The sequence below is a fragment of the Methylobacterium sp. 77 genome (assembly GCF_000372825.1).
GTDB lineage: Bacteria > Pseudomonadota > Alphaproteobacteria > Rhizobiales > Beijerinckiaceae > Methylobacterium.
In genome coordinates, this window is sequence record NZ_KB910516.1 from 3,439,092 (window position 1) to 3,464,273 (window position 25,182).

16 protein-coding genes and 3 pseudogenes are annotated in these 25,182 nt (G+C 61.9%); 7 read left to right on the forward strand and 12 right to left on the reverse strand.

Annotated elements, in window-relative coordinates; translation table 11 throughout:
* Positions 1 to 61: 61 nt before the first annotated feature.
* A complete protein-coding gene (locus A3OK_RS24110; RefSeq protein ID WP_155912055.1) occupies positions 62 to 460 on the reverse strand; it encodes a hypothetical protein in 399 nt (132 codons plus the stop codon).
* A 334-nt stretch (positions 461 to 794) separates the two neighbouring features.
* Here A3OK_RS24110 and A3OK_RS22960 point away from each other — a divergent pair.
* Both A3OK_RS22960 and A3OK_RS24115 read left to right on the forward strand, forming a co-directional pair.
* Positions 795 to 1,398, forward strand: a pseudogene (locus tag A3OK_RS22960) (hypothetical protein).
* Between the two features lie 847 nt (positions 1,399 to 2,245).
* A complete protein-coding gene (locus A3OK_RS24115) occupies positions 2,246 to 2,617 on the forward strand; it encodes a hypothetical protein (RefSeq protein WP_155912056.1) in 372 nt (123 codons plus the stop codon).
* A 213-nt stretch (positions 2,618 to 2,830) separates the two neighbouring features.
* Here A3OK_RS24115 and A3OK_RS0116365 read toward each other — a convergent pair whose 3' ends face one another.
* On the reverse strand, positions 2,831 to 6,013 hold the full coding sequence (locus tag A3OK_RS0116365; protein WP_019905973.1) for a multicopper oxidase domain-containing protein: 3,183 nt from the start codon (positions 6,011 to 6,013) through the stop codon (positions 2,831 to 2,833).
* A 397-nt stretch (positions 6,014 to 6,410) separates the two neighbouring features.
* Here A3OK_RS0116365 and A3OK_RS24815 point away from each other — a divergent pair.
* Positions 6,411 to 7,043, forward strand: a pseudogene (locus A3OK_RS24815) (glycoside hydrolase family 16 protein); the annotation flags it as partial.
* Between the two features lie 15 nt (positions 7,044 to 7,058).
* Complete coding sequence (locus tag A3OK_RS23705) at positions 7,059 to 8,456, forward strand: calcium-binding protein (RefSeq protein ID WP_348625432.1); 1,398 nt, start codon at positions 7,059 to 7,061, stop codon at positions 8,454 to 8,456.
* A 73-nt stretch (positions 8,457 to 8,529) separates the two neighbouring features.
* Here the strand turns inward: A3OK_RS23705 and A3OK_RS0116380 are convergent, their stop codons facing one another.
* The 7 genes and pseudogenes from A3OK_RS0116380 to A3OK_RS0116405 form a co-directional block, all read right to left on the reverse strand.
* Positions 8,530 to 9,948, reverse strand: coding sequence for a hypothetical protein (locus A3OK_RS0116380; protein WP_019905975.1), 1,419 nt, complete (start codon positions 9,946 to 9,948; stop codon positions 8,530 to 8,532).
* A gap of 138 nt (positions 9,949 to 10,086) precedes the next feature.
* Entirely contained in the window at positions 10,087 to 11,226 is a 1,140-nt protein-coding gene (locus tag A3OK_RS0116385) for a glycosyltransferase (protein WP_019905976.1), read from the reverse strand.
* Positions 11,227 to 11,337: 111 nt separating this feature from the next.
* A complete protein-coding gene (locus tag A3OK_RS0116390; RefSeq protein ID WP_245259372.1) occupies positions 11,338 to 12,744 on the reverse strand; it encodes a polysaccharide biosynthesis/export family protein in 1,407 nt (468 codons plus the stop codon).
* A gap of 261 nt (positions 12,745 to 13,005) precedes the next feature.
* Positions 13,006 to 14,418: a lipopolysaccharide biosynthesis protein gene (locus A3OK_RS0116395; protein WP_019905978.1), complete on the reverse strand. Its 1,413-nt coding sequence runs from the start codon at positions 14,416 to 14,418 to the stop codon at positions 13,006 to 13,008.
* Positions 14,419 to 14,500: 82 nt separating this feature from the next.
* Positions 14,501 to 15,085, reverse strand: coding sequence for a glycosyltransferase family 4 protein (locus tag A3OK_RS24820; protein ID WP_348625433.1), 585 nt, complete (start codon positions 15,083 to 15,085; stop codon positions 14,501 to 14,503).
* Between the two features lie 105 nt (positions 15,086 to 15,190).
* Positions 15,191 to 15,595 (reverse strand): annotated as a pseudogene (locus A3OK_RS24825) (glycosyltransferase); the annotation flags it as partial.
* 199 nt (positions 15,596 to 15,794) lie between these two features.
* The gene (locus A3OK_RS0116405) at positions 15,795 to 16,796 is read right to left on the reverse strand and encodes a glycosyltransferase family 2 protein (RefSeq protein ID WP_019905980.1); all 1,002 of its coding nucleotides are present in this window, start codon (positions 16,794 to 16,796) and stop codon (positions 15,795 to 15,797) included.
* Positions 16,797 to 17,196: 400 nt separating this feature from the next.
* On the opposite strand from A3OK_RS0116405, the gene A3OK_RS0116410 reads away from it, so the two are divergent.
* A complete protein-coding gene (locus A3OK_RS0116410; protein WP_019905981.1) occupies positions 17,197 to 18,537 on the forward strand; it encodes an NAD(P)-binding protein in 1,341 nt (446 codons plus the stop codon).
* A gap of 208 nt (positions 18,538 to 18,745) precedes the next feature.
* Positions 18,746 to 19,486 carry a glycoside hydrolase family 16 protein gene (locus A3OK_RS22975; protein ID WP_019905982.1) on the forward strand — a complete coding sequence of 247 codons (741 nt, stop codon included), beginning with the start codon at positions 18,746 to 18,748 and terminating at the stop codon, positions 19,484 to 19,486.
* Positions 19,487 to 19,744: 258 nt separating this feature from the next.
* Here the strand turns inward: A3OK_RS22975 and A3OK_RS0116420 are convergent, their stop codons facing one another.
* The 3 genes from A3OK_RS0116420 to A3OK_RS0116430 all read right to left on the reverse strand — a co-directional run bounded on the left by A3OK_RS0116420 (position 19,745) and on the right by A3OK_RS0116430 (position 24,188).
* A complete protein-coding gene (locus tag A3OK_RS0116420) occupies positions 19,745 to 21,409 on the reverse strand; it encodes a Wzz/FepE/Etk N-terminal domain-containing protein (protein WP_019905983.1) in 1,665 nt (554 codons plus the stop codon).
* A 2-nt stretch (positions 21,410 to 21,411) separates the two neighbouring features.
* Entirely contained in the window at positions 21,412 to 23,418 is a 2,007-nt protein-coding gene (locus tag A3OK_RS0116425; RefSeq protein ID WP_026597331.1) for a glycosyltransferase, read from the reverse strand.
* Positions 23,419 to 23,495: 77 nt separating this feature from the next.
* Positions 23,496 to 24,188 carry a class I SAM-dependent methyltransferase gene (locus tag A3OK_RS0116430; RefSeq protein ID WP_019905985.1) on the reverse strand — a complete coding sequence of 231 codons (693 nt, stop codon included), beginning with the start codon at positions 24,186 to 24,188 and terminating at the stop codon, positions 23,496 to 23,498.
* 414 nt (positions 24,189 to 24,602) lie between these two features.
* On the opposite strand from A3OK_RS0116430, the gene A3OK_RS0116440 reads away from it, so the two are divergent.
* The gene (locus A3OK_RS0116440; protein WP_155912058.1) at positions 24,603 to 25,172 is read left to right on the forward strand and encodes a hypothetical protein; all 570 of its coding nucleotides are present in this window, start codon (positions 24,603 to 24,605) and stop codon (positions 25,170 to 25,172) included.
* The last annotated feature ends 10 nt before the right edge of the window (positions 25,173 to 25,182 follow it).

The window sequence follows — 25,182 nt, forward strand, 5'->3', positions numbered from 1 at the left end:
CAAACGGACTCATTGCAGCGAGCTTCTGGCCTAATACATAATTTTTATAGTTTTCAGAATTTTAGTTGCTATCAAAAACAAAAAGAAAGTAAATCGATTGAAATCTCATATAGATACCGATGAATAATACTTTTGTGTGCAGACGTTGATATTCGATGTAACCGTCATTAATGCTTGCATTTATGTCATCGGGCGAAACATAGACTCTTGCGAAACAGAGAATCGAAAAAATAGTTACGGTTCCTAGGTAAAACAACCCAATTTGCTTTGCATAGATCGATGAATCTAATTCCGGCAAAAATATTACTTCAATCGGAAAAACAAGCCGGGCAGGAAGAGCGGTTAGCATTCTTTCCGGGAAAATAAGAGTGCTATCGAGGTAATACGCAATCACAGACAGAATCACCAACGTTGATACTGTCGAATAAATCGCAACTTGCTTCAGAACAGGACGATTCACGCAAACCTCCCTCCAAAAATCTGCCGGCCTAGAGTTAGGCTGACGATAAAGCACACTCTTATATTCGCGACTTACCCCAGCATAATATGCTTATACCATAATAATTGAGTCCAATATTGATTATTATAGTTGTTTAGGTAGATCCAGAAACGTTCTTGTGATTGGCTGAAAATCGATCTTTGGCGATATTCTTGCAGATGTTGTAGGGTTCGAGCCGGCTCGGGATTTAGTATGCGACGCTCTGAGAAGCCGTCCGGTAAAGTGCGAAGACGGGGCTCAGTGGTCGAGATGGCAGTGGCTTCGGAAGGATGCCGAAACCTGACCTGGAACGGCCATGTGGGTGCCCACCACCCGGCGGCAGCGCAGGCGTGCAGGCCTTCTCTACGAGACCGATCTGACAGATACCGAGCGGGCAGTGAGCGCGCCCCGGATACCGGCGCCGTGCGGCCGGCCTCCAATCTGGATAACGCTGAAAATCCTGAACACCATCTTCGACGTCCACGGCAGCGAGCGTCAGCCCTTGGTCTATACGGACGAGCGCGTCCTTATTCTTGAACCGCATCCGGCCTGCATCACGGATCGGGATGGGGCTGGACCGGTGTTGCGCCTCTCGCTTTGGACTTTCGCATTCATCGCCAAGGCCTTTGCCAATGCCCGGTATCCCGGCGACAGGCTGGCGCCCGCCACAATCATCACCGTCGACATCGCGCGTCCATTGAAAGATCTGGTCGGGTTCACCGTGTATCCGCGAAGGCGGGTCGTCGATCCTTCGAAGAATTCGAGATAATGGCGCCTTCAGTTGGATCAGCCGCAACCGCCGCCTCTGGATGAACCCGGAAACGCCTGCGGCCTCCGCTCGGGTATTCCACTACGCCACCGTAAATGATGCCTGCCCAATGGATCAGCCGAACCGCATGGCTTACAGGACGGACTCTTAGGCTGCTTTTCGGTGATCAGACAGGCAGATAGGCAGGTCTCTTCAGAAAACAGCAAGACGCTTCGATAAACCCAGACTTATGCTAGACTCTGTCTTTGCAATGAGAAATATAAATGGAAAAGTTACTGTTTTTATACATCGAACTTATTTACAGTCGATTATTATGTTTTATTGAAAATAAATAGACGAGATCACTGCCCACAACGCTGGGTATTAGAAATGGTGACAATAGTCTAAGGAACGGCCCATACCTAGAAATAGGAGCACCTTCGTCGTCATAGATATTAGGAACCAATCCCGATATAATAGTGGCAGATATTACCGCGAATAAAAATCCAAATAAACAGTAGCTCTACAAAGGATACCTATTTCTATTCAAACTTGGGGCTATTAAATAGACAGGCACAGGCAACAATACAACTGAAAATACAAAATATGGCACAGCAATAATTAGTGCGATTACTTTGGCCTGTGGTCCGCCCAAAAAAATCACATCCGCTAAAACCTCTAGGTATAAAATGGACGTGGAAGAGACTATAAATAATAATAGCTTCAACATAGGCCTTGCATCTCTCTTCAGATTCGGTTTGGACACGCTCTGTATAGGATTATATACTGAAGGATAAACTTGTTGAATATAGGGCGTTAATTTCAAAATCTGTACAGTCATAATGCCATAGCGGCCCATCATTTATCAATATCAAGGACTAAAGATCGGCAAAATGTTTTTAAATCACAATATCGTGAGTCGCTTGCAACTAATTTATATCGCAATTAGAGGTTACACATAATTATTTAATCGCGAAACATTAAATCACAATCTCGCATTCTGATGCTGATAATATATATTGCGAGCGAACTTCGATTCTGAAATTTCAAGCCTCGTCACGATTTTGCAATTACGCGGTAGCCCGACCGATGCCAATCAACTGCAACATAATACGGGCTGTACTCGCTTTTCAGTGACAGAGATCGTTCGCAGCGCGCGCGAGTATGCCTTGAAGGCAATGTTTCGCGCGACGATCACCGATCGGCGGCCGCACCAGGCTCCCCCGGCCATCGTCCGGCGAACTGCCGGAAGCGTCGTCATGCTGACAAAAATCATCGAAGACGCGGCTCTACTTCACGACTCCATGAAGAGTCGGCCGAGCCTGATGACGATGGCTGAGTTGGTCGCGCGACGATGGCGAGGTATTCGGGAAATCCGCAGTGCGACGTGACCTTCGTCGCCTCGATGGGCCGAACAGCGTCAGCGATGTTGTATTGCTGCGAGGTCAAGACCTCCAGCCGACGCCGCGTGGCGGCGATCTCGCAAGCCGTAAGCGTCGTCCGTCGCAGACACCATTCTCCTTATGGCCCGAAGCCATTCCTCGGTGAGGACCACTTTTCCGCGGGCATGCCAGCCTGGATCGACGTGCCTTCGAACGAGCGGGTCAATTGCCGCCGAGGACGGCGATGGGCGCTCCGGCCAGCGATATCGCGTCCCCGAGGGCGAGCGGCTCCAGCAGGGCCGCATCGGCGCCGGAGCGGACGAAGTCGAACGTGAGCACGCGCGCGCCCGTCCCCGAACCGCCTCCACCGCCCACCAGCAGGTTCGCGCCCGTGGTCGTGCTCGTCGTCGCGACGTGAACCGGGCCGGCTTTGCCGAATGGATTGAGGCTGGCGATGGCGCGGAAATGCGCGCCGTGGCCGTGCTCGGTCGGGCTGTGCAGATACATGTCGGGACCGCCATCGAGCGCCGAGCCGCTGGAGAAGACTTTGACGGTGCCGTCCCCGGCAAGCTGGCCGACGACGATGCGCTCCGCACCGCCGAGGGCACCGGCGAGCCACCCGGTGGCGAGTGAGACGCCGCCCTTGTAGTCGGACCCGAACGGGCTGAATCGCGCGCTGTTGACCGGCGTGTCGACGGCAGCGCCGTGCATGCCGGCATGCCCCTCCGCCTTGGCTCCGGCGATCGGCGTGAGAAGCGGGAAGGCGAACACCTTCACTTCGCTCGGCGTCCCGGGGCCGGGGGCGGTGACGATGCTGTTGCGGCCGGTGGAGAAATCCACGAAGCCGGTGGCGAGGCTAACGCCGGCGGTGTCGCCCGGATAGGGGCTGAAGCTCGCGAACAGTTTCGGGGCGATGCCCCGCGCGGGCAGCGCCGTGCCGTAGACGCGCACGGTGCTCGCCGCACCGGGACCGGAGCCGACGACGATGTTGTCGGCGGTGGTGCCGTCGACCTGCGTCGCCGCCACGCTGATACCGCCGCGCGCGGACGGCTCGAAGACCGGGAAGCGCGCCAATTCGGTGGCGAAGGCGGTCTTGCCGGGGCCGTTTGCGCCCGAGAACACGATCACTTCGGGAGCCAGCCCCTGCCCCGACCCCACAACGAGGTCGAGGATGCCGTTTCCATCCACATCGCCCATGGCGACGCTCACGCTCCCCTCGTAACCGGGGAACGGTGTCAGCGTGGCGATGACGCGGTGATCCGCCCCGTCGAGCACGCGGATCTGGGTGGGCCTGCCCGGCGCGCCGGGCACGACGACCGCGTAGCTCGAGATCGCCGGGATGACGTTGATCAGCGCCATCAAGCCGTTATCCTCGTGGTTGAGGCGGTGGCAATGCATGACGAACAGGCCGTCATAAGTGTCGAACCGGGTGCGGATGGTGAGGAGCCCCGGCTCGATCACGCTCTCGTCGATCTGCATGGTCGGCGCCGGCGCGTTGGCGTTGTCGACGCCGAACCGGTCGGGCCCGGTGCGCAGCCCCGTCGTGGGGTCGTAATAGGTGATCACCTGAAAGTCGTTCACGTGGACGTGGATCGGGTGCTCGTCGTTGTTGTGATTGATGAAGCGCCATTCCTCCACCGAGCCGAGCCGGGGCTGGATCAGCGGCATGTTGGGGAAGGCCGCGGCGTCGAAGGCGTAGACGAACGCCTTGGGGTCGGCCGTCGTCGCCTTGTCGTTGAGGAAGCCGCCGGAGATCAGGATCTTGCGCGTCACGTCGGGCTTGGCGTCGGTGAGATCCACGAACGAGGTGTAGGCGCCGAGCTTCTGCCCCTCGGCGAAGGCGATTGTGGTGCCGCCGGCCCCCGCCGCCATCGCGGTCGCCAGCTTCTGGGTCGGGAAGGCGAAGAAGCCATCGACGTAGCTGATCGCCGAGGGCTGGACGCTCAGGCTGCCGAGCACGGCCGACGGGTTCGGGGTGCCGTTGCTGGTATAGAGGATGCCGGGCTGGGTGATGGTCTTGGCGCCGCCGCCGCGCGGAGGCATTTCCAGCACGAGGTCGCCCTCGGCCGGCATGGTCACCGCGATGGCGAAGCGGCTCGCCGGCGGGATCAGCAGGCGCGTACCGTCATCGGTCGGCGGATAATGCACCTCTCCGGCCGGGTTGCCGTCCTGGCCGAGGATGGCGATCTTCGGATGGCGGCCGGTCGCGGTCTCGGTCAGCTGGACGTTGATATAGGCAAAATCGCTGACATTCGCGAGAACCCAGACCTCGGTCTGGCCGGCCTTGCTGCGGATCACCGGCTGGAACTGGCCGTTGACCGTGAATTGCACGTCGCGCTCACGGTCCGGCAAGGCGGGATTCTCCGGCAGGTCGAGGGCGGTGCGCCCGTCGCCGGCTGTGAAGCGCTGCAGGTTGCTCGGGATGGCCTGGAGCAATCCGCGGTCGTTGCGGATCGAGAGCGGGCCGGCATACCAGCCCGTGGGGAACTTCGTACCGGATGGGGAACCGGCGAAGTTCACCGGCGCCAGGGACGGGCGATACGTCCCATCGGCGAGTTCCGTGCCCTTGGGCGGTACCATGGTGCTGACGTATTGTGGCCAGTTGGCATTGTTGAGCTGCGGCGCGGCGCCGTTCCGGTCGAAGACGAAATTGTATTGCAGCAGCATGTTGCGGATCGGAATCCGGTCTCGCGTCACCGCCGGCAGGTTCCCGTCGGTGCGTCCGATCGCGAGCAGGCCGGCGAGACCCATATAGGTCTGCGGCGAGGTCAGGCTGTGCAGGTGGCTGTGGTACCAGTAGGCGCCCTGCGGCATGTCCCGCGGCACGTCATAGGTGTAGGTGTTCGACATGCCCGCTGGAATATAGAGCATGACGTTGTCGGAATTGCCCTTCGGCGAGATGTGAACGCCGTGGACATGCAGGTTCACGGGCGAGTTCTTGAGCTGGATCGGGTAGAGCGGAACCTCGCCGCCTTTGGCCGTGTATTGCGGGCTGAAATAGTCGGCGATGGTCAGGCCGCTCAGCGCATTGTCGAGATGGACGATCAGGCGCTCGCCCGGGAACACCTGCAGCGTCGGCGCCGGAAACAGTCCCTTGCCATCGCTCACGCCGTTCGAGGCGGTGCCGCGGATGAGTTCGTAGTCGAACAGCAGGAAGTTCTCGACAGGCTTGGAGGCCGTATCCAGAGCAGCGCGTCCCTGGCGCGCCGTAAGCCGGACTTCGAGGACGCCATCCTTGGTGGCCAGCGTCACCGGTTCGCGAAACTCGGGCGCGGCCCGTCCCGGCCCCTGCGCCAGCGCGGGTGAAGCAAAGCCGGACAGGCATGGTGCACCGACGAGGACGGCCAGCGCGAAAGCGCGCAGCAGCGACGGCCGCGAGCGCGGGCGGAAGGAAGCCTGGTTCATCGGTTCCTCGGGACAGGACGGCGTTCGTGACGAGCAAGCTCTGCCGTTATCGCCGGACAGTGTAAAGGGAGACCGGATTCCGGGCGGCTGCCGCGGAGCAGAAGCAGATGCCCGCGATGGCGCTTCGGCTCGGGCGTCAGCGGCGGATCGTCCTTCGGCGGTATCCGCATGCCGACATCAGCGCACGTTGCCGGCGTCCCATCAGCTCCTCCGTCCCCGAAGAAACCGAATCAAGCGCAGCATCCATCCCGAAATCGCGCCCCTCGACTCATAACCTAGAGTCACGCCGAGCGCCGAGGAAGACACCGGCGGATCGCAGATGAGTTGCGGCAGGATCGATTAACGAATTGTACCGAAATCTCACCTCTGATTTCGATGTCCCAACCGAGATCTGCATATGCTTGATTTGACATCTTACAAATTGACGTTCGATGACGAGTTCAACACTCGTAGCATCTCGCAGACGGGGACCGGAACGACGTGGGCGGATATCCGCTCGCAATGGCGCCTGGATGCGAATTCGGATATCGGGTTCGGGAACTCCTCCTTCGTCGATCCCGCTTCGGGCTACGATCCCTTCTCCGTCAAAGGAGGGGCACTCACCATCACCGCCGTTCCCGACAGGACGCCCTCCGGGTATCCGGGCAGCTGGGAATCCGGGCTGATCACGACGCAGGGCGACTTCTCGCAGACCTACGGGTATTTCGAGATGCGCGCGGATCTGTCCGATGCCGTGGGCGGCTGGGATGCGTTCTGGCTCTTGCCCGACAAGCCGGCCCCCAATCCCAAGGCCCTTCCGGGGTGGCAGGAACTCGATATCGTCGAGCATTACGGCGTCTACGACCAGGGAGTCTACAGCACGATCCACACGACCGATCAGACGCCCGACATCCCCTGGCAGGACAATCTTCAAGTCTACAGCGAGCTCACTGCTCCGGCCGGATATCATACCTATGGTATGGATTGGCAGAAGGACAGGATCAGCTTCTATGTCGACGGCAAGTTCGTCGGATCGCAGGCGACGCCGTCCGACATGCATGGCCCGATGCATCTCGTCGCGAATCTGGCCACTCAAGGGGCAGGCATCAACAATGTCGACCTCGCCGGCGTACCGATCTCGATGAAGATCGACTACATCCGGGCGTATTCGAATGCGTCCGATGCCGTCGCCGTACCGCAGGACGTCGTGTCGGCGCCCGACGGCAAGGATCCGGGCCTCTACGGCGCGACGAGCGCCACGCCGCGCCTCACGGTCGAAGGACGCCCCGGCGACGATACGATCGAAGGCGGCGACGGCGACGACAAGCTCTACGGCAATGGCGGCGACGACATCATCATCGACGGCACGGGCAACGACTTGATCGATGGCGGCACGGGCAACGATACCGTCAGTTACGCCTCGGCGCAGAACGGCGTCATCGTAACGCTCAACTATGCCGGCTGGCAGGATACGGGCTACGGCCGGGACAAGCTGATTGCGATCGAAAACCTGGAAGGCAGTCGGTTCGCCGACAAACTGACTGGCAATGGTGGAAGCAACATCCTGCATGGACTGGCCGGTAACGACAGACTCAACGGCCTTTCAGGTATCGACAAGATGTACGGCGGCACCGGCAACGATATCTACTACGTCGACAATGCAAAAGACCAAGTCCACGAACTCGCCGGTGAAGGCACCGATAAAGTCCTGACCACGGTCTCCTACAAGCTCGCGCAAGGTGAACCCGTCGAGATCCTGAAACTGGATGCCGGAACCGAGGCGCTGAACCTGAGCGGCAACGAGTTTGGCAACACCCTGATCGGCAATTCGGGGAGGAACGTCCTGGACGGCAAGGGCGGCGGCGATCTCCTCAAGGGCGGTGACGGCAACGATGTCTATCTGGTCGACACGTTTCGTGATCGGGTCATCGAGGCGCCCGGGCAGGGTATCGACAAGATCGTCGCGTCGGTCAGTTACAAGCTCGAAGCCGGGCAATCGGTCGAAGTGCTGACATTCACGTCCTCGACCGACTCGCTGGCTCTGAACCTCACCGGCAACGAGCTTTCGAATCGCCTCATCGGCAATTCCGCCGACAATGCCCTGAATGGCGGCGCCGGCGCCGATGTCCTGACGGGCGGAGAAGGCTCGGATACGTTCGTCTTCTCGACCAGCCTCGGAAGCGGGAACGTCGATCACGTCACGGACATGCGGGATAGCGTCGATACGATCAAATTGAGCAAGGGCATCTTCGCCGCATTGGCCGCCGGAACGCTTTCCGACAGCGCGTTCAAGGATCTGGCCGTCGATGGCGCGAGGGTCGATGCCGATGACCGTGTGCTCTACAACCATGACACCGGCGTCCTGTCCTACGATCCGGACGGCAATGGTTCTCAGGCGGCAACGCGGTTTGCCGTCATCGATACGCATGTGAAGCTGGATCACCTCGACTTCATCATCGGGTGATCGACCGAGATTGCTCACATCCCGACGCAGATCGAAGCCGCTGCGATGGCGCCCCAACCGAGCCCATGCGGGTTCAGCCGACGGAGACTTCCATTCGGCGGGAGAGGGCCTGCTGGGCGGGACGGGACATCGGCGACCGCTCGTAATCCGCGCAGGCCAAGGCGGCGAGGACGTAGAAAAGCAGGCCTTGATCGACGGTCGGGCCGGCGATCAGGCCGGCTACGAGAAGCCCGAGACAGCCATTGCGTGCCGACAATCTCACATCGAAGGGGAGGCTGCGGGGAACGCCGCGCTGAAGCCCCAGGGCGGACGCGGCAAAGAGGAGGTAGAAGATCGCGCCGGGCAAGCCGACATTGGACAGGACCGCCAGTGGGAAGCTGGATGTGCGGTTCGTACCCAAGCCGACGCCAAGGCCGCGGGAATCGAGAAAGTTCTGCCAAGCATACGCGTTCCAACCAGAGCGTTGCAGACCGGAATTCGTGGTGGCTTTGCTCAGCACGAGCGTATCCACATGATCGTACACACGGGTGGCGGTTCGGCTATCGACCAGGATCATCAACACGGCGACGATGAGCACCAATGGTCCGAGCACGACCGTGACGGCGCTGGTGCGCTCGGCTTGGCCGAGACCGCAGCGTCGCAGGGCCGTCAGATAGAGGATGGCCAGGACGAACGCCGCCCCGACCAATCCCGTCGAGGAGGTGGAGAGGACGACGAAGGCCAGCGTGAGAAAGGCGAGAGTCCCGGCGAGGACGGTCCGGCGCCCGCATAGCCACATCGTGCCGGTAAAGCCGAGGGCGCCAAGCGACATGCCGGCGAAAGCCGATGCCTCGGGCCATGACCCCACGATGCGCCTCATATCGCCGACCGATTCTTCGTCGTGGAACGTGTACTGAGCATTGCGCATGAACTGCAGAAGGTCCTGCGTCCCCGTCGCGCTCGTCGCCATGTCGATCACGGCAAAGAAGATGTTTGCCGCCGCATAGGCGAACAACGCATTGGTCAACGTCATGAAACCACGCCGATGCGATGCGATCCCGGCCACCATGACGAAGCACAGCAGGTCGCCGATCAGGTAGATCGACTGCGTCATGTTGCTGGAGACGGGCCCCAAGGGAACCAGGCCATCGCCGCTGCCGAGGTGCTCCGACGCGCCGAGCGGGATGATCTGAGTCGTGTCGGCCAGGAGTCGCGGCAGCACGAAGCCGCTCGCCACTCCATAGAGAGTGAGACAGAGAAGCCAGAAGCCCGGCTCCGAAACGCGCAGGCATCCGAGGGCATCCGCGGCCATTCGGCGCCATAGCATCGTCGACAGGGCGAGGAAGATGATGAACAGATGGGCCGGCTGAATACTGGCACCACCGACCAGAATGGCGGCCGCCGATCCCATCACGGTCATGATGACGAACGCGATCGTCGTCGCACGATAGCCGAGCATCAGGCAGATCAGCCCGAGGATGAGGGTGATCAGACCGATCGGCTCAATGCTCATCCTGCCACCCTCCCCTGTCGCCCCATTGCAGCGCGGCCGATGCCGGCGTGCTGCAGCGCAAGGCGCTGAGGGCCTGGCTGCTCGGTGCCGAACCGATGCCGCAGGTCATCGCGGCAGGAGGCTCGGCTTTTCGTCCCCTCAGGATGCCCGCGCAGAAGCGTGGCTCATCAAGGCCTCGGGCTTCCGAGAAGTTTGCGAGACATGCTCGAGAGCGGCAGCATGGTCGTGGACGACCGTCTCGACGCTGAACGTATCGATGTAGTCCATCCGGAACTGTCGATGACGGGCCTCCCGCTGGAGATTGTCGTGAAACTCGACCATGGCGGCCGCGATCGCGTCGTCATCGAGCGGGACGAGCAGGCCGAGGCGGCGGTCCGTCAGGATGTCGCTCGGCCCGAATTCGCAATCGGTCGCGATGACGGGAAGGCCGACCCGGAGAGCTTCGCAGATCGCCAGCGACCAGCCCTCCCATCGGGATGTCGAGACATAGACGTCGCTCGCCGCCAGGGGCTCCTGCGGATTGTCGGGGTGATAGGCAATCCGCACGACGGATTCGAGATCCAACGACTTGATCAGCCGGACGAGGTCGTCCATCGGGCCGTATCCGACGAGGACAAGACGGATGTTCTTTCGCGTCCGATAGGCTTTCGCGAAGGCGGTCACGAGGATGTCGTGCCCCTTCTGATAGGAGAACCGCCCGACATTGACGTAAGTCACGGGCTGCCCGGGAACGGTCGCGCGCTCGAGCGGCTGTTCGAACCGCCTGACGGGGTTGGGCACCCAGACATGCGGGACGTTGCTCGGATAGAGCACACGAAATGCCTCCAATTGGGTTTTCGAGACACCGAACACACCCGCCAGCCGACGGAGCACGACCTTGTCCATCAGGTAGAAAAGAACCTTCGCTTTCCACGATCGCATCTCGAGCTTGGGATTGCCGTGCAGATAGAGGACGAAGTTCTTTCGCCGACCCAGGCAGGAAAGCCACGCGATCACGGTCGCCTCGACCTGCGGTACGACGACGAGGTCGTATTCCGCGCGCCCGGCGACCTCACGCAACGTACGGATCAGCTCCCACCGGCCTTTGACCTGCCGCTGGATCTTCCTGTAGCTTCTGTTCTCGACTTTGTTCGTTTCGTAGTTCCAAGTAAAGAGAACATCCACGTCGATGCGATGCCCCATACTTTTGGACATGTGATCGCCGATCTCATCGACCACCCGTTCGATGCCGGCGAATGTCTTGGTCGGCGGCAGAACGTAGAGAACCTTGAGCGTCATGCGTCTAAGCATCCTTCAAGAGCGTTGACTGTTGCCGACAAGAATTCAATAGTATTCGACGTCCTCACGACCGATACGATCCGGTCCCCGCACGCATTCGACCCGCCGCACTCACGGGCGCTTTTGTGCGGCCTTCTCCTGCGATGCTCTCAGAGCGCTTCCGGAATCGTTGGCTGACGACGACACCGACGGGTCGATCTGGTTTCTCTCGGAGACACGTCGCGTCCGGACGGGGATTTCCGCCTCGCCTCGCACGCCGTTCTTCTGGCGCGAGATCGTGACCCGCACGACGTCACCCGGCTCGACCAGATCCTCTTCCTGGGCGCGCCACGTCGCCGATCCCGCTCCGGTAAAGCGCAAGATCTCGTAATTGGGGGTCAGCATCTCGCTGAGGCCATCCGCGCCGAGCATCTGCGCTTCGGCATTCGACACGAGGCTCTCAGCGGTGCGGGCGCGCTCCTCGTTCTGATCCAGCTTGAGTCGCGTTTCCGCCGCGTCGCTCAACGCTTCCTTGCGAAAGCGCGCCTGGAGTTCGATGATGTCGCGCTCGGCCTGCGAGAGGCTCTGCTGCGCCCGCAGGTTCGCCACCTGAACATCGAGCCGGTTGGTCTCATACGAGGCCTGACTCTGCTCCGCGGCGAGCTTTCGCGGCGTGATCGTCAGACCTTTGGCCACGAGATCATTGACCACCTCGAGTTCGCGGCGGATCAGGTCGATCTGCCGATCGAGGGACTTCGCCTTGGCGTCGAGAGCAACGAGCTCCTGCCGGTAGTTCGCCTTGAGTTGTTCGAGCGCCGCGATCTCCGCCTTGAGGCCGTTGCGCCGAGCCTCGAAGATCAGGCGTTCGCCGCGCATGGCCTGATCGGCTTTGGAATTGCCGGACTGGGCGCGAAGACTGTCGCTGAACGTGACACCGTCCCGAGACGAGATTTCCGCCTCGAGTCGCGACTGCTTCGCCTCCAGGGAAATACGCTCCGTCGCGAGCGTGCGCAGATCGCCCCCAGCGGTCACCACCTCGCGCTGGACCAAGCGCAGATCGGCGGCCCGCACGAGCCCCTGCGCGGTACTGATGGCCTGCAGAACCGAGAGATTGGGCTGATACTCGTACTTGCCGGGTTGCTGGACCGCACCGGTCACGTAGAAGGGCCTATACTTGGCGACCTCGACGGACGCAGCCGGAGTCTCGGCGAGATCGGCCGTCTCCTTCACAGATTTCCCGATCATGTCGGCAAGGTCGTTCGGCGTGCCGCCCGAGGCCTGGATTCGTCCGATCAGCGGAAGGGACACGGAGCCGTCGGCGCCGACGCTGAATTCGCCGTTGAGCGCGGCCCAGGAATAGGCCTCGCCGGTGTTACGTCGTAGATCGTAGACGCGTATCATCACGCGGTCCTGAGGACCCAGGAGATAGCGGCCGGACGTTTCCGCACTGGCAAAAGCCACGTTGGCAACAAGTAGTACGGAAGATACCAGAAGCTGCCAATGAAACATAAGTCGACCCCGACATCTGGCCTGGCCCAATCAACGCCCTGAGGGTGAATTGCCGGCGACAGTGCTTGCTGTCGATCCGAGCGATTCAGAACCGGATCGTGACTGCGTCCAAGTTCTTTTGCAATGTATATGCCACTTCGACATCGAAACAAATCTCAGGATTTCTGAAGAACATCGCATAGCCAAACCATTTCCACAGTCGGCGAAGACTGCCCCACTCTGGCTCCCGACATCGCTCCAGCCCGATCCGAACGGTTTCTTCTGACGACGTGATTCGGCGGGTCGGTGACCTTAGATCAGCGCGCGCATGCGGAAGCCGAACGCCAACATGCACCCGACATAGATCAACCCGCCTGCGACAGACATCGTGAGCAATCCTCCGACGACGCCGAAATCGATCAGAGGCAAGGCCTGGTGAAGCATGCTCACGAGGATGCTCATGATCGCGCAGGAAAGCGCCACCTGCCACAAGTTACCGATCTGCGAGAACAGCGTCACTCCCAAGAGGCGCCGGGCGTAGAAGGCACTGACGAGAAAGAGAAATACGGAAGCCAGCGCACGAGCATAGAGCATCCCGTAGAGGCCTCCCACGTAGAAGGCGACCGTCGTCAACCCGACCTTCACGATGAAATCGAGAGCATTGACCGTAAATATGAGCTTCGTTCGGTCGGTGGCCAAGCAGAGGGCATAGAAGGGTTGATAGTAAGCCGACAGGACGACGGATAGGGCGAGCCATTTCAGGTAGCCGGCGGCCTCGATCCACTGCGTTCCGAGAATGATCGTGACGATCAGGTCCGAGGTCAGCGCGATCCCGATCCCGGCCGGCGCCGCGATGAACATCGTCAGGCGCGAGGCCTTGAGGAAAGCGGTTCTCAGCCGCACCGGATCGTGCGAGATCTTGGAGAATGCCGCCATGACCGGCCTCATGGCCGGCCCGATGATGGTTTGAGTGGGCAGCACGGAGAAATCGCTGGCGACCGTATAGCGTCCGAGACTCGCCTTATCGAGATGATAGCCGAGGAATACCCGGTCATATTGCCAGTTCAGGGCCGCCACGATCTGCGAGGACGTGAACCAGCCGGTGAAACTCGCGAAATCCGACAGTCTCTCGAGGGACGTCGCGGGCCGATAGGGAGCGAAGACGTAGGACAGGATCGTGGGGATCACCGACGATGCGACGATATTGACGACGATGGCCCAATAGCCGCCCCCTGCCGCGAGCACTCCGACGGACATGGCGGAGGCAACCAGCTTTCCTGAAAAATCCGCGATGAAAGCGGTCCGGAAATCGAGCTCTCGATAGAAATACACCATCGCCGGGCTGTAGAGGGTCCGCGCGATCGGCCCGAGCGCCAGGACGATGATCAGCCAGAAGAGCCGTTCATCCTGATAGATCATCGCGATCGGCCAAGCCGCCCCGACCAGCAGGATCGCCACGGCGCCGCCCCGCGCCAGACCGAGGGTGAAGGCCGTATCGAGATGCGCTTTGCCGAGGTCTCGCAGGCGCGTCAGGGCTTGAACGAGTGGAACTTCGAGAACCATGTCGACGATGGAGATGATCGACACGGCAATCGCCGTCAGGCCGAAATCCGCAGGGCCGAGCATCCTTGCCAGGACGAGCAGGGTCACGAAATCGACGATGCGGCTGGCAAGCCGCGCCAGTACGCTCCAGCCCGCGCCCAGTAGCGTCTTGGAACCGAGCATCAAGTGTTACCGCTCTGCCGAATGGAACGAGGGAGATGCTCGCGAAGTGGCTCCGCGCCACGTCGATTACTTTTAGCGTGGCTCATGCTCTGCTCCGATCCGACATCGCGACGGGACTGGACCGGCGCTGCCTCGCCAGCGCGTAGACCGCGAGGGTTTCCTGGGCCACGCGATCGATGCGCATGTGATCGATGTTGACCTGGCTCTTCTCCTTCCAGGCGCGGAGCGTCTCGGGCTGATCGATCAACGAGAGAAGCGCGTCGGCCATCGCCTCGGGATCGTGCGGTGGCACGAGGATGCCGGCGCGGCCCTGCTCCAGGAGTTCAGGGATTCCGTCGACCGACGTGGCGACGATGGCGCATCCCGCCTCGCGCGCCTCGGACAACACGAGGGGAGCCGGGTCCGCATGCGAAGGCAGGGCGAAGATGTCCGCCCCCAGCATCCACGGATAGGGGTCGCCCTGGGCGCCGGCGAAGGTGATCGCGCTCGCGCATGACAGACCGGACGCCAGGGTAGAGTAGGTCTCCTGGAAGGGACCTCCGCCGACGATGTAGAGATGCGCCTTGCCGTTCCGGCGGTGGACACGCTCGAAGGCCTGAAGCAGGTCCGGCAATCCCTTGCGTGGGTGCAGGCCGCCGACGAAGACGATCGCCGGCTGCGCGAGCATCCGCGGATGTTCATCGCGACCGCGCGCGCGCACGGTTCCGATCGTCCCGTTCAGCACGACGTGAATGCGCGAGCGTGCAATACCGCGCTTCTCGATGGATCGCCCGACAGCGGCACTGACCGTGATCACCCGGTCGCCCAGGCCCATCAGGATCGCGCTTTTCTCGAATTCGTTGTGAACCGTCGTGATCAGCGGAACGCCCGCGAGCTTGCAGATCGGCCAGGCAAGGACCGCGCTCGTCATCATGTGAGCGTGGATGATATCGGGCTGCCAGGACCGGATGAGGGCGCGGAGCTGGAACAGCGATCGGATGATCTGGCCGATCCGACGCTCATGACTGACCGCGAAGGTCTCGATGGCGTTGGCGCGAAGGAGCCCATCGAAATCGCCGCCCTGGCTCGCCATGGCGACCGTGTGCCCCAACGCCGACTGTGCGCAGGCGAGGTCGATGGCGGCGTGAACGTGCCCGTTCAGGCGGCGTGTGTGGTTGAGAAGATGCAGTACGCGCAATGTGCAATCCTGCTGTTCGCCTCACGCGTCGCTCCGCTGATCGACCCTGTGCGGCCCGTGAACGGGTCCCTGAAAACCAATGTCCTGTCCGTCGTCGTGTCGTCCTGCGATAAGAGCCGGTGAGGCTCCGGTCGCGTGTTGATTGGCCGGGCAGGCGAAGGCGGCCGGTTGCCCACCGCCCTTGCCCACCCGCTTGCCATCACCCGCTTGCCATCGCCGCGCGAAGGAGACTGCGCGCGGAGCGTTCGCCGACGGAGAGGCGGCACGCCAGCAGCGCTTTCGCGCGCTTCAAGGGTGCGAGGTATGTAACGAGGCAGAAGGCCGCGTTCATGGCCTTCTGCCTGATGGGGTGCGGCTCCGACGCGAGAACCCACAACAGCTTCAGGAAGTCCCTGGGACTGAGCCGTCGCCCGGCGCAGATTGCCGCGCAGAAGAGCGTGCTGTGGAAATAGTAGGTCTCGCGCGCGTCGATGAGCCGGGCCTCGGGGCGATACCGCCGTATGATCTCCTTCAGATGAGCAGCCCTGAGCAGGAACCGGCGCAGATCACGCTCGAAGGTCGAGGCATCCGGCAATCGCCCAAGGCCGGAATCATTCCGGTCATGGATGCGATAGATCCCGAGATCCTCCGGCAGGCTGATGACATCCCCCATGAAGGGGGCCGCGAACAGGATCACGCCATCGACCGCGCGATCGTAATCGCATTCGCTCAGGAGTTCGCAGACATCGCGTCGAAACACGTTCCCGGAGGTCGGCGGCGTCTGGTAGACCGCGCTGCGCAGCACCTGCTTCGCGAGGTTGTCCCGCTCGCGGAACGCCCGCAGCACAGGGTGTCTCGGCCGAATGACGCGGTCGGCGTCGTCGATGCAGGTCAGTGAAAACTGTAGTTTGGCAACGCTCGGATCGAGCGCCTTCAGGATCGTCTTGAGCGCGCCCGGTTTGCACTCGTCGTCCGCATCGAGAAACAGGATGAACGGCGCTGACGTTCTCTCCAGACCGTAGAGGCACGCGGCACGCTGGCCACGGTTCTCCGTCCTGAATGCCCTGACCCCCGTGCGACCAATGATGTCCCACGATGCATCGGTCGAACCGTCATCGATGACGACCAATTCGCAGGCGTCGCAGTTCTGGTCCAGCACGCTTCGGATCGCGCCTTCGACGTAACGCTCGTAATTGTAACACGTGATCACGACCGCGATCATGGGACTGACCAAGCGATGAGGGCTCTCGAAAACATGTCCGCCCGTCATCTGTGTTTGCCTATTCGCAATCGCCGGTGCGCCCTGATACGAAGCATGCAGTCATCGATATCTCGAACATTCCCAATTGATACTCTGTCGTCTAGCTCCGAAAATTCCGACATTACCCGGCAAAATCCTGACAGACATCGCACGCGCTGGTGAAACTAACATTCCGTGCCCTGTCAGCTCTTGCCGGTTCGAAGCGCGATGATGCCGGAGAGCGATGCGATTCCACGATCGAAGCCACGGGAAGCGGGGGCGGAGCACCTCTCCGGGTTGGAGCGCCCATGCCCCCGGAGCCGCTACCGCCCCGGCTGATCTCTGAGTTCTCGTCGCGACGCGCTGGAGGAGTTCTGGACCGATGCTCAACACCGAGGCTTCGCCCGTGGACCCGATCACGATCGACACCGAATTCGACGTCATCGTGCTCGGCGCCGGAATCAGCGGCCTGGTATCCGCCTCGGTCCTGGCGCGGCAGGGATATCGCCGCATCCTCGTGATCGATGAGTTCGACCATCTCGGCGGCAATCACATCGACCATTCGTGCGCCGGCTACACCTTCGACGTTGGGAGTTTTATCTTCCAGGATGATTCGCCGTTGCTGGCGCATTTTCCGGAGTTGCTTCCTCTTTACGTCCCAATCGATCCGAGCTGGGGCAAAATCAGTCCGCAGGGTATCGTGACGTCCTACCCGATCAGCCTGAAGGACGACGTCCTGAAATCGGGCATCCTCGGCTGTTTGAGAATCGGCCTCTCCCTCGTCGCCTCGCGTCTCAGGAATCGGCACATCGGGAATGCGCGAGATTTCGCGCGCCACTGGATCGGGGATTATCTGCTGACGCGTTCCGGCTTGGAAAGCTACATGACCCGCTTCTTCGGGGTGCCGGCCGAGCGCGTCGATCTCGACTTCGCCGAGAAGCGCATGCTCTGGATCAAGGAGCACGCCAATTCGAAGGCCTTCCTTCGATACCTCAGGCCCCATCCCGCGGCGGCGCCGACGAACCGGCAACTCGCTCGACCGAAATCGGGCTTTGCCGAACTCTACGCGAAAGCAGCCGAGCGGCTGCGCGCGGCAGGCACCACGTTTCGCCTCGGCGGCTCGATCGATGGCATCGCCAAGTCAGGCGCCGACTTCACCGTCACCGTCGGCGGTCGCCCCTACGTTGCGAGCCGGCTCGTCTCGACAATTCCCATCGATCGGGCGGTCGACCTCTGCGGTCTCGGCGTCGACCAGAAGCTTTCGACCGTCACCCTGATCAGCTTGTTCTTCAGCTTCGCAGGCAAGCGCGGTTTCCCGCATTCGATCCTCTACAACTTTACGCATGGAAGCGCGTGGAAGCGCCTGACCGTCTATTCGGACTTCTACGGCCGTACGGGGGGACGAGAGTATTTCGGGGTCGAGGTGATCGGGGCCCCCCTCGGCAATTCCGCCGTGGCGGCGGAGGCGGAATTCCGACGCCACGTCGCGAGTAACGGCCTGTTCGTGGGCGATCTCACCCTCGAAGGGCATCGTATCGTGCCGAACGCCTATCCGATCTTCGTCGATCGGGCGAGCGAGCGCGTCGCCATCATGATGTCGGCCCTGCGCCAGTTCGGCGTCGAGTCTTTCGGCCGGCAGGGCGCCTTCAACTACCAGCCGACCGCCCGCGTCTCGACGATCGAGGCCGAGGCGGCCCTGGCGCGCGTTCCGGCAGCCGCATGATGCCGTGACCGAAGACGATCTGCGCGCGAGAAACCAATCATCTCATCCATAGACAGGTGAAGCTTTGCATCACTTAGCGCGGCGGCCGGGATTCCATCGTCGATGCGTCATCGGTGTCGCGTGTTTGCTTGCACTCCCGGTTTCGGCGACGCATCTGCTCGCCGCAGAGGCCGCAACGCCATCGGCGTCATGCGAGCTCAAGCCCGTCTTGATCGAGAATTTCGATACGGACAGCATCTCCGCGGCCAAGATCGGCCCGGCGCGCTGGACGGCGCACACGCCGTGGAGCGGCGATTTTGGAGATGCCGTCTTCATCGATCCGCACCCGAACGGTCCATTCAAGGTGAAGGATGGAATCCTGTCGATCACTGCGGCCAAGAATTCCGCCGGTCGATGGACGTCAGGGCTCATCGCGGCTGCCGATGCGACCGGGGCAGGATCGGGGACGCGATACGGCTATTTCGAAGCGCGCATGAAGATGCCTCCAGGCCCTGGAACCTGGCCGGCCTTCTGGTTGGCCGCGCTCAAGCCGGTCGGAACCTCGGATGGAAACGTCGAAATCGACGTGATCGAGTATTACGGACAATTCACCACTGCGTACCAGGCCGTCGTTCACGTATGGTATAAGGATGTTTCGAAGAAACGCGGCAAAAACCAAGTCATCACCGTCGAAGCGGACTCCTTGACGAGCGACTATCATACGTTCGGGGTCGACATATCGCCACAGAACATCGTGTTTTTCCGGGATGGGAAGGCAGTGTGGTCGCAGCCTACGCCGCCCGAACTGGACGGCCCGATGTATCCGCTGGTCAACCTCGCCCTCGGCAGCGGCTGGCCGATCGATCGAACCCCCAATCCCTCGGTTCTGCTCGTCGATTACGTTCATGTCTACGGGCGCGAGGCTGGACCTCCCGAGGGATGTCCGCCCGGGCCGCCGGCCAGGAAGTAAAAGCTCTCTTCAGGTACGGTGATCGGGCAACCGCGTCGGGCCCCATGGAATCAGAGCTTTCGTCATCGACATGCCTTGGCAGAGCGTGAGTCGTCACGACGGAAAGCTCTGACGTCTCACGACGTCAGAGCTTTCGTTCGGTTTCGATGAAACAGATGCCGGGGCCAACTCTTACCAAGCCTCAGTGAGCCCGACCGATCGGTCAGGCTCACTGAGGTCCGGCGGACGACCGCAGCCGCGTGGTCGCGCGGGCAGGTCTCAGATGTAGCTCCGGTTCAGAGCGACTCCGATGACGTTCGCGCCGACGCCTTTCAGGCTGGTCACCACATCGGCGAGTTGATCCACCGTCGTGTGGCCGGCCTCGGCCACGACCACGACGGCATCCGCATGTTTGGCGGCCGCGCAGGCTTCCATCGCGACCGTCAGGGGCGGAAGGTCGAGGATGACGACGCCGGTGCGGCGCAGGTGCTCCATCACCTGCTGCAAGGCCGGCGCGCCGAGATACGCGCGCTTGTTGAGCGCCGCATTGGTCGACCTCGCCGGGATCATCGAGATCCCGCCACGATCCAGGAAGTTCGCCTCGTCGAGAGTTCTACTGTCGTGGAGCAGCTCGGCGAGGCTGTTCGCCGGTTGCGGATTCCGCCCGGCCGGAGGCCACATCGCCGTTCCGTGCACGTCGCCGTCGATGAGCGTGACCGGCCGGCCGCTGTCGCGGATCAGGCAGGCGAGGTGGAAGCCGATCAACGAAGTGCCGACACCGGGGGCACAGCCGACCAGAGCGACCGTCACATCCCCCGTCCTGCCGCTGACGGCGAGTTGCATGGAGGCGCGCAGCTTGCGGATGCCCTTGGCGAACGCAGCGCCCGGTACCGATGCGGCGAGCGTCCCCGGCCCGGCCCTGCGGCGCCAAAGCGATCCGCTCCTGACCCCGATCTCCGGAAGGGTCGTCAGGCAGGACAGGCCCAGATGTTGGGCGATGTCTTGCGGCGTGCGGATCTTGCGGTCGAGTGCCTGCCCAATCGCAACGCCCAGGAAGCCGCCGACGAGGCCGATCATGGCGCCGAGCGACAGGATCAGCGCCTTGCGGGGAGCGGACGGCTTGAGCGGCTGAAGCGCCGCGCCGATCACGCGTGCATCCGCGTCGGGTGTCGGAGCCTCGGGCAGCGATCCGGCAGCGACGGCGGCCGAGGCTGAGCGTGCTTGGGCCGAGAGCGCGTTGAGCCGTCCCTGCAGGAACTCGGCTCCGTTCTTGGCCGCGTCCGCCTTGGCGGCGATGGATTGCAGGAGATAGGCGGAGGCCGCGGCATTGGCCACGCGACGCGCCAGGGTCGGATCGTTGGCGGTGTAGGAAATCTCGGCCACGTAGGATTGGCCGACGCGCCGCACAGTCATGTGCTGGACGAAATTCTCGAACATCTGCTGCTGTGCGTCCTGCGGGCTTTGGGGCTCGGCGGGTCCGCTCCCGAAGAGGTGGCCCAAGATGCTGCCGACGGCATCGCGCAGCATCCCCAGCAGGCCGGGCGGCTGCGCCTTGAACTCGGGGTGATTGGCGAGGTTGAGGCTGCCGAAGACGTGGGTCAGCAGCCGCTCGGAGCGCAGGACCTGCAATTCGCTCTCGGCGCGGCTCACATCGAAGCCCGATGACAGCGGCGAATCCTGCGAGGCCTGTGGCGCTTGCCGGCGTGGTTCGAGAAGCAGCGTCGCGGTCGCGGTGTAGGACGGCGTGGCGGTGTAGGCGTAGGCGGCGGCCACGCCGATACAGGCCAGCATCCAGAGCGCGAATTTCAGTTTGTGGCGACGCGCCGCCAACAGCACCGCCGAGATGACGGCGAGAGGACCATCCGACACCGCCGGCGCCGTCGTCTCGACGAGGGGCCAGAGGGCCGATCCCCGCTCACCGGTAAACGGAAGCTTGCTGTACATGATTATCTCCCCGCCAAAGTGCGGATCTGCGCGGCGCGTTCCGGCTCGAGACGTCCGAGGAGCACGTCGATCAGCCCCCGCACATTGCCGCGAAGGCGCCCGCGCCGATCGATGAAGGGTTCCGGCCGCACGGCGAGGGCCAGATTGCTGGTGATGTTCCGGAAGAGGTGATCGATGACCTGCTTCGAGGTCATGGTGCCTTTACGCAGCATGTAGAGCGGGTTGACGACCTGGGAGTATCCGAGCCGGTCGCCTGCGATGCGGCCGCCCTTCACCCCCATATGGACCCCGCGCGCGTCGACGCATTTCACCAGCCGACCGCCCTTCTGCGCCAGCGCCGCTCCGAAATCGCGATCCTCGAGCCAGCCATACAGAACGAGGCGTTCGTCGAAACGCAGGTCTCCGATGGCCGAGCGCCGGAAGGCCATGTTGCAACCATAGGGGCTGAAAGGTTCGATCAGCGGTCCGCGCACCGGGGACGCGGACATGAGCAGGCGATCCACCTCGGCGAAGCTGAGGCCGGGTCCCTTGATGCCATCCGCCAGCACGTCGCCGGTGAAGCCGACGATGTCGGGTTCGCCCGCAAACACCCGTGCCGCGATCGCGAGCCAATCCTCATGGGCGACGAAGTCGTCGTCGAAGAACGCGACCACGTCGATTCCCTCCGGCAGGGCCGCGAGGGCTGCGTTGCGCTGCGCCGCCAGCCCGCGACGGCCGGTGACGACCGTCACGCCCGGTCGGCCGGCGACATCGCCCACGTCTTCGGGCGAGACGCACGACACCACGATTGCCGCCGGCTTCATACTCTGATGGTCGAGCAATCGCCGCAGAGTCTCGTTCACCACCTGCGGCCGCCCCAACGTCGCGATGACGACGGCGACGCGCGGCAGCGCGGCAGCGCCGTTCTTCCGGGCGGTTCCGCGAATCCAGGGGCTCGTCATCATCTCGGCATAGCCATCGGCGGTTCCGGCCCAGGAATACGCTTCAGCGCGGTTACGCCCGCGTCCGGACAGATCCTCCCGCAGGCCGGGCGACATGAGCACCGCCCGGATCTGCGCGATCCACCGGGCGGGATCGTCGGGGGGCGCCATCAGGGCGGCATCGCCGCAGATCTCCGGCAGGCTCGCCCGGTCGGACGAGACGACGGGACAGCCGCGCGCCATGGCCTCCAGCACGGGCAGGCCGAAGCCTTCGGTCATCGACGGGAAGGCGAGGCAGAGCGCACGCTCCATCAGGAAGGCCAGGTCGTCATCGGTCACGACGCCGAGGTGCCTGACATTCGCGGCCGCCTGGAGCGTCTCGGCGACGAAGATGCCGGCCTGGCCACCCGCGACGAGCAGGTCGAGGCCGAGGGCGTCGAGCGCGGGGGCAATCTCGAGCAGGAGGCGCAGGTTCTTGTGGCGGGCTCGAGAGCCAAGGGCGAGAACGAAGGGACGTGCCCGGCCCATCCCGGATCCCAACGCTTCCGGCGCGATCCGCGCCCGTGCCGGGTTCCAGGTCAGCGCGTGCTCGTGGCCGTTGGGAAGGACAGCGATATCCTCGACGCGCAGACCGAGATGTTGGGCGATCTGCTTGGCCGAGAACGCCGAGACGGTGGCGATCCGGGCCTTGCGGCGAACCAGTAATGGCTGGAGTGCCCGATAATAGGTCCGAAAGCCGAGACCGTAGCTTTCGGGTGCGAGGAAGACGTTGGCGTCGTGAATGCAGACGACCTGATCGGCCTTTACGGCCGGCGCCGTGTTGCAGAGATTCAGGAGCCGTCCCGGCCATGCCTGCGGCAGCGCGACTTGCTCCCAGACATGCCCTCCGATCCGCCCGACGGGCGCAGGCGTGATCCCGGCCAAGCCGGGATCGGCCGCCATGCGTGGAACCAGAAGCGGCACGGACATACTCTGCGGAGCCAGAGCCGCGCCGATCGCGCGCGTGACGTTCCATGCGTAGCGCTGCACGCCCGTGACGGGTTGAGTGAGGAACCGGCCGTTGATGCCATAATGGCCGAGCGTGCTCACCGTGCCGGTTCCTGCCTTACCGATGACCTGAGATGGATCGATTGGCGACATCGCGGTGCGAGTCATGGCGGCGCGAGTCATTCGGCGAGGACAAGCAAGGAATATCCGCCCAGCAGTCTTACGACGAGATCCGGGCTCAGATTGAACAGGGCGCGACGCGGCAGCCGCATGATCCGGCTGGACAACGCCTGATTTGGTAATTCGAGGCGGCTCGCGGTGTATTGATAGTCGATAATGCGGTAGCCGCAGTCGCGAAGCGACGCCAACGCCGATTCCTTGAAGAAGTAATGCAGGTGCCCGACATCGGCTCGAAGCTTGAGAATCGGCCATTGCCGAAGCAGCGACTGCACCGACAAGTCGAGCGGGATGTGGAAGACCTTACGCTTCGCCATCGGGCGGATCTGCTTCAGGAAACTGATATAATCCTCGACATGCTCGATTACGTCGATAGCGAGGAGGACATCGAAGTTGAGGTCGGTCCGTTCGAGCGGGCTGTCGAGAAAGAACTTCGTCCGTCTCGTCTCCTTCGACTTAGCGCGCAAGTAAGCATGCGAGGAAATCTCGAAGCCTGACGCCGTCGAAAACGAGAATGCCTTTTCCAGGTTCAGCAGGATGTCCCCGGTCCCGCAGCCGATCTCGCAGAGGGAGTCGATGGAGACGTGATTCTTCTTGAGAATCGCGGCGATCTTCGAAGCCTTCCAGGGTGCATCCTCCTCGTGCCAGCTCGGATTCTGCTCGGCGTAGGCAGTGGTTTGGTACAACTCCAGCATCGTGATCCCCGCTTCTGTTCAATACACGATCGAGCAATCCATCCGGGTCGAGGAGCGACAGGTTTGGCGCACGGCCAGATCCGCGTGAAGCGACGCGACACCCTGCACCAAGCAATCCGCCGCCACGCGAGCTGCCTTGAAGAATGGGATGACGCGAACGACCGCCGATTCACGGCTGACAGCGTGGCATCCCGATTTCATTTGTCCATTTCGGCGCACACATTCTCAACATCACTTCCGATATAGCGATGTCATGATTTTCCTGACACGTTCTATCTGTAATCATGGCAGGCATCTCGACGCGATTGTCCAGAAATCTATGCTTAACTCTTCCGGTGTATTGATTCAATGTGGATCACGGCTAAAATTTCCAAAGCGATTATATGGAATTCCGCATCTAGGCAGGGCTTGGACATGAAAAATGACAACTTGGCCTGCAATTGTGGTTCCGGCATTCGACGATCAGTGGTCAATGTTGGCATGATCGGAACGGCGCTGCTCCTGTCGGTCACCGAATCCCGATCGGCATCGAATGTCTCGATGGCCGCCCTGGCGATCGGACGGCTATATGTCGTCGGAACGACAGATAAACCGCACACATCGGTGACGCTGGACATGCGGTTTCACTCGACGTCGGACGAGGCCGGAAAGTTCTCCTTCGAAGAGATCTACCATCCCGTCACCTGCGTCGTGGGAGTGGACATCGAGGGGGCGACCTACCGTGCGGTGGTGAGCAATTGTGCGCAGCAGATGCCCACCGGATCTCTGCCGTTCGTCGGTGCGGCCTTCCCGGATATGGCAGCAACGCAGCGTTTCCCTTTGCAAAAACCGAAAGCAGTACTGGTTCACCCGATGCGGCCTAAGCCGAAACCGCGCGTCGCACCGGCGCGGGTTCAGAAGCAGGAGCCGGCATCGGCTCAGCGGGATGCGACGTCACAAAGCCCCATCGAGCCATCCAGAGCGAAGGTTCGGACTGAGTTCTGAGCCAATTGGA

Bases quoted from the DNA above. Each gene is read 5' to 3' on its own strand.
- A3OK_RS0116420 (WP_019905983.1), bottom strand. From the start codon at position 21,409: ATGTACAGCAAGCTTCCGTTTACCGGTGAGCGGGGATCGGCCCTCTGG.
- A3OK_RS0116380 (WP_019905975.1), bottom strand. From the start codon at position 9,948: ATGAGCATTGAGCCGATCGGTCTGATCACCCTCATCCTCGGGCTGATC.
- A3OK_RS0116410 (WP_019905981.1), top strand. From the start codon at position 17,197: ATGCTCAACACCGAGGCTTCGCCCGTGGACCCGATCACGATCGACACC.
- A3OK_RS0116430 (WP_019905985.1), bottom strand. From the start codon at position 24,188: ATGCTGGAGTTGTACCAAACCACTGCCTACGCCGAGCAGAATCCGAGC.
- A3OK_RS0116385 (WP_019905976.1), bottom strand. From the start codon at position 11,226: ATGACGCTCAAGGTTCTCTACGTTCTGCCGCCGACCAAGACATTCGCC.
- A3OK_RS0116395 (WP_019905978.1), bottom strand. From the start codon at position 14,418: ATGCTCGGTTCCAAGACGCTACTGGGCGCGGGCTGGAGCGTACTGGCG.
- A3OK_RS0116440 (WP_155912058.1), top strand. From the start codon at position 24,603: ATGAAAAATGACAACTTGGCCTGCAATTGTGGTTCCGGCATTCGACGA.
- A3OK_RS0116365 (WP_019905973.1), bottom strand. From the start codon at position 6,013: ATGAACCAGGCTTCCTTCCGCCCGCGCTCGCGGCCGTCGCTGCTGCGC.
- A3OK_RS23705 (WP_348625432.1), top strand. From the start codon at position 7,059: ATGCATCTCGTCGCGAATCTGGCCACTCAAGGGGCAGGCATCAACAAT.
- A3OK_RS0116405 (WP_019905980.1), bottom strand. From the start codon at position 16,796: ATGATCGCGGTCGTGATCACGTGTTACAATTACGAGCGTTACGTCGAA.
- A3OK_RS24820 (WP_348625433.1), bottom strand. From the start codon at position 15,085: ATGCTCGCGCAGCCGGCGATCGTCTTCGTCGGCGGCCTGCACCCACGC.